Source organism: Paramylibacter ulvae (assembly GCF_014652655.1).
Lineage (GTDB): Bacteria > Pseudomonadota > Alphaproteobacteria > Rhodobacterales > Rhodobacteraceae > Amylibacter > Amylibacter ulvae.
In genome coordinates, this window is record NZ_BMZF01000002.1 from 397,556 (window position 1) to 406,534 (window position 8,979).

Below are 8,979 nucleotides of genomic sequence, written 5' to 3' on the forward strand. Positions count from 1 at the left end.
GGGATAAAGAGTATGAAAAACGTTATGAACACACCACAACCTTACTTGCACCGTCTGACGCTGTTAGGGCTTACGACTGCGATCGTCACGGCGGGTGGTTTGATGCCGATCCGCGCACAGGACTGTGCCTTGGTGAATGGTGAAATTCTTGAACAATGCACCCATGCAAATGCTGGGCACACGGTTGCGATGCCAACCCAACCCAATGTGGAATTAGAGGACATTCCAGATTTGGGTGTGGATGGTTTTGAAATCAGTGTGGATGGCGATCCCGTGTCGCTGGACGGTGTTGTGCAAAAACAGCGCAATCAGATTAGCGCAAAAAAACGCCGCCAAGATATTGCGCTGGCGCAGGCATCTGTTGCGGTGAAATTCGATGGGTTGGATGTGCGCCCACGTCTTGATGCGCAATTGGAGCAAACGGGCAATGTGTTGCGGTTTCAAAATCAGATGAATTACCCCGCCTTTGTGCGCCGTGGTGAAGTGCGCATTATTGATACAAGCGGGCGCGGTGGTGCAAAAACCGTGGCGATTATTCCGCTCAATCCAAATGCACAAACCAGTGTGGCACGCCCTGCGGGGGATGGTTTGCATTATGTTTACCGCGTTTATGATGCACGTGGGCGGTTTGATGAAACCGCGCCTGCGTCATTGGATGCACCTGCACGCCGTGGTGATGCATCGGATGTGGAACAGGGCACGGATAGCGCCGCATTGCGCAACATCCCCGTTTTTGGTGGTGCGGTGACGGTATCGGGGCGTGATTTGCGTGGTGGTGCGAATGTCTCAACCCTTGGTGAAACGCTGCGTGCGGATCCCAATGGTACGTTTGTGATCCAGCGGATTTTGCCAACGGGCGATCATATGGTTGATGTGGATGTGGCTGGTGGCCCGAACCTGAGTCGTGATATTGATGTACCAGCATCAGATTTATTTTACATCGGTTTGATTGATGTCACGCTTGGCAAAACGCTGTCCAATGATTTGGAAGATGCAACAGGCGATGATTACGACAAGTTTTACAACAAGGGGCGGATTGCGTTTTACCTGAAGGGTAAAATCAAGGGAGATTACCTGTTAACGGCGGCGGCCGATACGGGTGAGGATGAATTGAAAAATCTGTTGCGCAATTTTGATGAAAAAGACCCGACAAGTTTGCTCGATCGCATTGACCCAAACGAATATTACCCCGTGTATGGCGACGATTCCACATCCCAAATTGATGCGCCCACGTCTGGCAAGTTTTATATCAAGTTGGAAAAAGATGCGAGCCACGCCATGTGGGGCAATTTTAAATCTGCGATTGAGGGTACGGAATATCTGCGCAATGAGCGTACATTATATGGTGCACAGGGCGAGTATAACAGCAATGCGCAAACCAATAATGGTGATGCTCGGGTCAGTGTGCAATTGCACGCAGCCCAGCCCGAAACCTTGCCCCAACGCGATTCATTTTTGGGAACGGGCGGATCGACCTATTTCCTAAAATTCCAGGATATCAGCCAAGGATCGGAAACCATTTTGATCGAAGTGCAAAACAGCACAACCGGTCAGGTGATCGAGCGGCGCACGCTGGTTTATGGCATTGATTATGACATTAACTATGTCCAAGGTTTGGTGATTTTGAAATCGCCCCTATCGGGCAGTGCGGGAAACAGCGATCTGATCGTGAACAACCCCAATGGTGATAATAATGTGCATCTGATTGTGAATTATGAACACACGCCGACATCTGTCGATGTGGACAGCTATTCATATGGTGGGCGCGGGCAATTTTGGGTAAATGACAAACTGCGCGTTGGCGTCACGGCACAGGACGAAGATTTGGGCACGTCCAAGCAAACGGCATATGGCGTGGATATGTTGTATCGCCATTCGGAACAAACATATGCGGAATTGGAATATGCCAAAACCAGCGGTGTTGGTTCGGGTGAAAACCGTTCGGTTGATGGTGGTCTAACCTTTGGTGATATTGTCGGCGTTGATGGCGAAGGGCGCGCCATTCGGTTCAAGGGCCAGTTGGATTTGGCAGATATCAATGCGGATTATGACGGTTTGATTGGCGGTTATTTCGAAGATCGCAGTGCTGGGTTTTCCACGTTAAATTATCGCACTGATAACGATGAACGCCTGTGGGGTGTGCATGCTGATTTTGCTGTATCGGAACGTGCGCGTGTGCGTCTTGAATATGATGATTATCATGATAGCACGGGTAAAACCCTGCGCGAAGGCGGGGCGACATTGGCGTTTCAAAAAACCGCAGCAGTGCTGTGGGAATTTGGCGTGGAACATGTGGACAAAAACACCCCAGCCGATCCTGATGAAACAGGCGAGCGCACAGATATCGGTGTGCGCCTGACCTATGAGCCCAATGACCGTTACAAGGTTTATGGTTTTGCACAGGCCAGCCTGCGCCATGAAGGTGGGCTTGATAAAAACAACCGCGTTGGATTTGGCGGCGAAGTTCAAATGAATGATCACTGGCGCCTGAGCGGTGAAATATCTGACGGGAGCACGGGTGTGGGCGCGCGTGCTTTGGCGCAATATGATCGCGATGATAATAACAGTTATTATTTTGGTTACACGCTTGACCCTGATCGTGAATTTGGCGGCAATGATTTGGTTGGCCGTGACAAAGGATCGTTTGTGGCGGGAGCACGGCGGCGACTGAACGATAGCCTGACGGTTTATGGTGAAAACACCTATGATTTATTTGGAGTGCATCGCTCGCTAACGTCAACCTATGGTGCAGATTATATCGCTAGCGATTTTTTGACATTTACGGGTGGGTTTGAATTTGGCCGCGTGCGCGATTCCAATACCAATACCGAATTTGATCGCAAGGCGTTATCGCTTGGATCGATTTATCGCGACGAAGATTTATCGCTGCGCACACGGCTTGAATATCGCAAGGATGAAGGTTTGGAAACGGGCCAAGACAAAGATGCCGATACGATCGCGGCCAATCTGACCGCACGCTATAAGATCAGCGAAAACGCACGTTTGTTGTTTAGCGCCGAGGCAATCCAAAGCGAAAACGCATCCGCATCCATACCCGATGCGAAATTTGTGGAAATCACCACAGGCTATGCTTATCGCCCGATTGAACATGATCGTTTGAATGTGCTTGCGAAATACAGCTTTCTTTATGACATGACGGAACGCGCCAGCGCCACCACAACCAATGGTGCGAATTTTGACAATTCCCCACGCCAAAAGGCGCATATCTTTAGCCTTGATGCCAGCTATGACATCAATCGCCAATGGACATTGGGCGGCAAAATCGGTGCACGTTTTTCTGAACAGGATAATGGTGATGGGTTTGTGTCCAATAATGCCACATTGGGTGTTGTGAATCTGCGCTATCATATCGTGCATAAATGGGATGCATTGGTTGAATACCGCCAGTTACACGCCCAAGACATCGGCACCGACACAGGTGTTACCACCGCAATTTATCGCCATGTTGGCAATAACATGAAAATCGGTGCTGGATATAACTTTGGCAAATTCTCCGACGATCTGCGCGATGTTACATATAACGACCAAGGCGCATTCATTAATATCATCGCCAAGTTTTAAAACTTCAAAACGCAACAGCAACGTTTACGCGCTGTTGCGTTTTTTCTCGTATTGCGCCGCCATTCGTTCGCGCGGTTCGATGCGCGACAAAAAACGTGCTTCGTGTAAGTTGATGTAATCATTCGCACGATCAAACATGCCCAATTGAATGGCTAATAGGGTTGCACGTTCAAGGCTGAGATGATGATCAGGGAAATGTGTGATGGCATGATCAAAATTTTCCAAGGCTGCCTCACTTTGATGAAGCTTTGAATATGCCAGACCTTTTTGAAAACACAGGTTTGCGTTTTGCGATGTTAGGGTTTTATGTTGATCAAGCAGTTGAATTACTTCGTCATATTTTTGTTCTGTCCATAACGCGTGCATGCGTTGTGTAATCATCTTGCGCCCAGCGGGATCAACATCTTTGGCACGCTTGGAGTAAAGCGAATTTAACAATTCGAGATGGTCTGTTTCATCAGGGAACTGGCGAGCAAAACTATCAATCATTTCACGCACAAATTCCAACGCTCCAATTTTCAATCCTGAATGGGCAAGTTTAGAAAGCAACTCTGCGGGATCATCTGGCGAAAACTGTAGAATTTTACGATAACATTCCAACGCAATATCAGTTTGGGATAGTTTGCTGGCAAGGCTTGACTTTAACTCAAGCAAGTCAATGTTTTGCGAACCATCCAGCTTGGGATTATTCAGCACATCGAACGCTTTGTCCTTTTCGTCAATTTGCAACAATGCATTTGCTGTTCCAATCGAATACACCTCTAAAAATGTGATGTCGTTTGGTTTCAATGTTTTCATCATTTGACCGACGTAGCGCATGCCAATGGCTTTGGTCATGTGGCGGTAATCTAACGGGATAAAATTCACGCGCTGATCTTGCAAAATATTGGCTTCATAAAACGGCACATATCCCGCTTGCGGATCATTGATCGTTGCAAGGAAATCTTGGATCGCGGCATGTTGCAACGATTTTGTATAAACAGACTGATGCATTGCATCTGCATCAAGATAGGTCATTGGGGTGGCCGCAGGGGTGATCGCATATAAAATCTTGGCTGTTGGCTTGCAAGTTTTACGCAGCAATGTGTGCAGGGTTTGCAAGTGTTCCATCACACCTTGATAATTCAACACGCGCAGTTCGAACCGCCCAGAATTTGCAATGCACATTTTGCGCGATGGGCGGTAATTGAGATACACATCAAATTGCGTATCATACCAAACTTCGATCGCGGCCAGCGGAATGATGATCACATCCGCGTCACGTGATTTGGCATATAGATTATTAAATAATGTCCGATGTGCGGTTAGCATTTCAACGCTTCCGCGCACCTCGGTTCCGCCAAGCTGTAAATCAACAAATTCACCTGGACGATGTTCGATAAACTGATCGGGGGTATGCGCCATTTGGTCGGGGCTCAATGCCCAGATAAATTCGTTCACCATGGCGGGCAGATTGTATTTTGTCAGCACACCATACAAATTCCCCGAACCCTCTTTTCGTTTCAAACCATCGTCGCGCGATAACAGCACTGCATTGGTTTTCAATAATGTATTTTCAATCGTGCGTGCGATGCAGGTGCCGGTGACGTAAACTTTGGGATTATCAGGGATGTCATCAAATGTTGGATATGTCGGGCTTGCCAACGGAAATAACCGATCGGTGGCATCAGAACCCTCTGCCACGCGGCCTGGATAATTGCGTAGTGGGTTTTTAACAGAGTTGCTCCACGCATCCGCACCATCAATAATCAAGGATGCCTGGTTGTTGCGGTTCGATGCCGATTGGCGTGTCATATTTGCAAAACTTTCACTCGAGTAAAACTTCCATTGTTTATAACGAAAAAATTAACGTTACGCGGGCTGATATATACGCTGGGACTGTACGTTTCAAATAAACGCCCTATGTTATGGGTAATCAATATATTTGACGTGATGTTAATTCCAGAGGTGAATGAAAATGAATGAAAAAGAAGCGGTGCAAATTATCAAAGACGCACTGGAGCAAATTTTGGGTGCAGACCCTGGCGAATTAACCATGGATATGAATTTGGTCGAATTGGAGTTGCTGGATTCTTTGGACATTGCCGAATTTGTGGCGGACATCGATACACGTTTGGGGCGCAAATTCGTGCCTGATGACGAAGTAGATTACGATTTGTTTATTATGTCCAACCTTGTCGCAAAAATCGCGGCATAAATTCGCTAAAGGATAGTATATTGGAACTTTCAATACCGACCCGCACGCAAAAACCACGCACACATGGGTTGACGTGTTTGACGGATACGGGATCGACATTGCGTGATGTCGAAGCGATGCTGAGCGATTATGCTGATTATATTGATGTCGCCAAATTTGGTGTTGGTTCGGCATATGTGACACCGCGCCTTAAGGAAAAGGTAGAACTTTATCAATCCGCTGGGATCACGGTTTATTTTGGTGGCACCCTCACGGAAAAAGCAATTTCGCAAGACAAATTTGATGACCTGATGACATATGTCGAAGGTTATGGCGTCGCCGCGATAGAGGTATCGGCGGGAACAATTGATATTCATCACGACGAAATCTTAAAATACATTGATCGTGCCAAGGATCGGTTTCAGGTGTTTACCGAAATTGGATCAAAAGATGTGGATACCATCATGGCACCATCCGTGTGGATCTCACGTCTGGGCGAGGCGATAGCAGCAGGTTCCGATTATGTCATCGCCGAAGGACGCGATAGTGGTACCGCTGGTATTTTTCGCGGGTCTGGTGAAATTCGCACAGGTCTGGTCGAAGACATCGGTGCGCAAATACCGTTGGAACGTCTTATATTAGAAGCGCCAACGCAAAAATCACAGATGTATATGATCAACCGATTTGGGGCGAACGTGAACTTGGGTAATATCAAGCCCGCAGATGTATTGATATTAGAAGCACAGCGAAGCGGACTACGATATGAAACCTTTGAACTTGGCGACTGATACTGCCGACACGTCTTCGCAGTGTTTTGCAAAGCTATTTTACGATGCGGCTATGCGTTGGCCAGATAAAGCCGCGATTATTTCCACGAATTCACAACGATCATTATCGTATGGTGAACTGAACAATCATGCGAAACGCATTGCTGCCTCGCTATCGCATCTGTCCACGAACAGTCGTGTTATGGTGATCATGGACGACAAATTGCTGACGGCGGCCAGCGTGATTGGCATTCATTATGCGGGGCATGTATTTATTCCTGTTGATGCCAGAAAATTTGCAACAATTGATCCATTGATTAAAACGGTACAGCCAAATGCAATCTTGACCGAAGCAGGCGCGATTGATGCGCCCGAGCTTGATCGCATTAAATCTGTGTATGGCGGCGTTGAATTGATTGATGGCAATAATGCCATTCAATCTGATCTTGTTGATGGTGGGGATGTATTCATGCCCGCGTTGAATGATTTGGCCGTCATGCTGTTTACCTCGGGCACCACATCCGCGCGCAAGGCCGTGTGCTTAAGCCACCGCGCATTCGCCGCGCCGATTTATTCAATTAATCCAGCGATGGAATATACGCATGATGCAATTGAATATGTCTGTGGTAATTTGGATCATGCCTTTGCTTTGGGGCGGTTTCGAACTGCCTTGCCATTCGGCGCGACATTGGTGGTGGACGAAGGTCCATTGATGCCGCAAAAAATACTAACCAGCTTGGCGGCAACTGGTGCCAATGTGTTGTCATCGCCGGCAGCGGGTATTTTGTTATTGTTGCATAAACACGAAGCGGATTTCGCCACTTTGCATACGCAACTGGCAATTATCAAGATGGCGAGCCAAGCGGTTTCTGTTGCTGCAAAACGAAAACTGGTCGCGTTGTTTCCTGATACACGAATTTATCTAAATTATGGATTAAGCGAGGCGCAACGCACCACGTTGATCGCACTTCATAATGATCCCGATCATTTGCACAGTTCTGGCAAACCAGTTGCGGGTCATCGTGTGATAATCCGTGATCCTGAAACACATGACGAGGTTGCGGTTGGTCAGGTCGGTCTGATTTCTGTTCTGGGTCCAAATGTAATGGATCAATATTGGAATAACCCCGAAAAAACCACCGCCGCATTCAAGGATGGATGGTTGGTGACCGATGATTTGGGTTATCTAACCGATACGGGGTATTTGGTGGTGCAGGGGCGGTATGATGAAACGATCAATTCGGGTGGCGAAAAATATTCGCCCGATGAAATCGAAAACGTGCTGCGCCCCCATATGGGGGAAATCGGTTTTGCAATTTGCGCAATGGATGACCCGATGGGCATTTTGGGCGAGGTTCCGGTGTTATGCGTCGAAACCGGTGATAGTGAATCGCCCGAAAAATGGAAGTCATGGCCAGCATTGCGTATTGCACTGTTAAAGCAAAAAATTGGAAGCATCCCAAAACAAGCGTTCAGCTTCAAAATGTTGCCGCGTACAACAACTGGGAAAATCCAACGTAAAAAATTAACGGCACTGTGTAATGAATTGGTGGGGCAAATTCAAAAGTGAAAAATATCTATTTCATTCGCCACTTTAAAACCCCCTGGAATATAGAGGGCCGCTTACAGGGTCGCCGCGACATATCTATATGTGAAACACGCGATGCGAATGAAACACAAGTTTTACAAAACAACATTAATGCATTGGATGGTATCGGGTTTGATGCGGTTTATTGTTCGCCACTAATACGTACATCACAAACCGCAATTGCACATGGTTTGAAAAATCCAACCGTTTTACCCAACATGATCGAATTGGATTTTGGTGCGCTTGAGGGTATGCCAAAATCGACAATGCGCAAATCGCATGGTGACGATTGGGATAATGCACCACAAAACCTACCGCTTGGAGAAAGCTTTGATGATTTCGTAATGCGAGTAAAGGATGTGCACCAAACGATACTTTCGAATTCAGAATCAACTGTATTGTTATTTGGGCATGGTGCATGGTCACGATGTTTCAAATGTATCGTTGATGGCACTGATCCAACCCAGATGAATAGCTTTGAAATACCAAACGGTCAGTTGGTTCAGTTTTCAGCGCGTTAATCGCAGTAAGTGATTCCGATTCTCGCGACTCGTATCGCCATAGCGTAGCGAGTCGCCGTCAAAACGGGGCGGAATCGATGAATCATGTGATCAAATTCAGCAAATATTGGCGGAACCAGTAATGAATCCTGTGCGATTCAATTGGCGAGTCTTTGTATTGCGTATATTTTGGGGTTGTTTGCTTGCTTCCGCGTCATCGAAGTGGATGTATCACTCACCCATTTATCGATTAAATTTGTTTATTATCAGTATGTTGTATAAAATTTCAGAAAAGATGTGTATTTTTTGTAAAAAGGGGTTGCGGGTTTTGTTGGGTCACACTAAAAGCCCCCTTACCGGAAGGGA

6 protein-coding genes are annotated in these 8,979 nt (G+C 47.0%); 5 read left to right on the top strand and 1 reads right to left on the bottom strand.

Going from position 1 to position 8,979, the window contains the following annotated elements; translation table 11 throughout:
• Positions 1-12: 12 nt before the first annotated feature.
• Entirely contained in the window at positions 13-3,582 is a 3,570-nt protein-coding gene (locus IE094_RS06665) for a TonB-dependent receptor (RefSeq protein WP_189639797.1), read from the top strand.
• A 24-nt stretch (positions 3,583-3,606) separates the two neighbouring features.
• Here IE094_RS06665 and IE094_RS06670 read toward each other — a convergent pair whose 3' ends face one another.
• Complete coding sequence (locus IE094_RS06670) at positions 3,607-5,376, bottom strand: GSCFA domain-containing protein (RefSeq protein WP_189639798.1); 1,770 nt, start codon at positions 5,374-5,376, stop codon at positions 3,607-3,609.
• Between the two features lie 163 nt (positions 5,377-5,539).
• On the opposite strand from IE094_RS06670, the gene IE094_RS06675 reads away from it, so the two are divergent.
• From IE094_RS06675 to IE094_RS06690, 4 genes are read left to right on the top strand one after another with little or no spacing between them, the layout of a single operon-like run.
• A complete protein-coding gene (locus tag IE094_RS06675) occupies positions 5,540-5,779 on the top strand; it encodes an acyl carrier protein (protein WP_189639799.1) in 240 nt (79 codons plus the stop codon).
• 20 nt (positions 5,780-5,799) lie between these two features.
• Entirely contained in the window at positions 5,800-6,546 is a 747-nt protein-coding gene (locus tag IE094_RS06680; protein WP_189639800.1) for a phosphosulfolactate synthase, read from the top strand.
• 52 nt (positions 6,547-6,598) lie between these two features.
• Positions 6,599-8,095: a class I adenylate-forming enzyme family protein gene (locus IE094_RS06685; protein WP_189639801.1), complete on the top strand. Its 1,497-nt coding sequence runs from the start codon at positions 6,599-6,601 to the stop codon at positions 8,093-8,095.
• Complete coding sequence (locus IE094_RS06690) at positions 8,092-8,634, top strand: histidine phosphatase family protein (RefSeq protein WP_189639802.1); 543 nt, start codon at positions 8,092-8,094, stop codon at positions 8,632-8,634. The genes IE094_RS06685 and IE094_RS06690 overlap by 4 nt, the downstream gene beginning before the upstream one ends.
• The last annotated feature ends 345 nt before the right edge of the window (positions 8,635-8,979 follow it).

Bases quoted from the DNA above. Each gene is read 5' to 3' on its own strand.
- IE094_RS06665 (WP_189639797.1), top strand. From the start codon at position 13: ATGAAAAACGTTATGAACACACCACAACCTTACTTGCACCGTCTGACG.
- IE094_RS06670 (WP_189639798.1), bottom strand. From the start codon at position 5,376: ATGACACGCCAATCGGCATCGAACCGCAACAACCAGGCATCCTTGATT.
- IE094_RS06675 (WP_189639799.1), top strand. From the start codon at position 5,540: ATGAATGAAAAAGAAGCGGTGCAAATTATCAAAGACGCACTGGAGCAA.
- IE094_RS06685 (WP_189639801.1), top strand. From the start codon at position 6,599: ATGCGTTGGCCAGATAAAGCCGCGATTATTTCCACGAATTCACAACGA.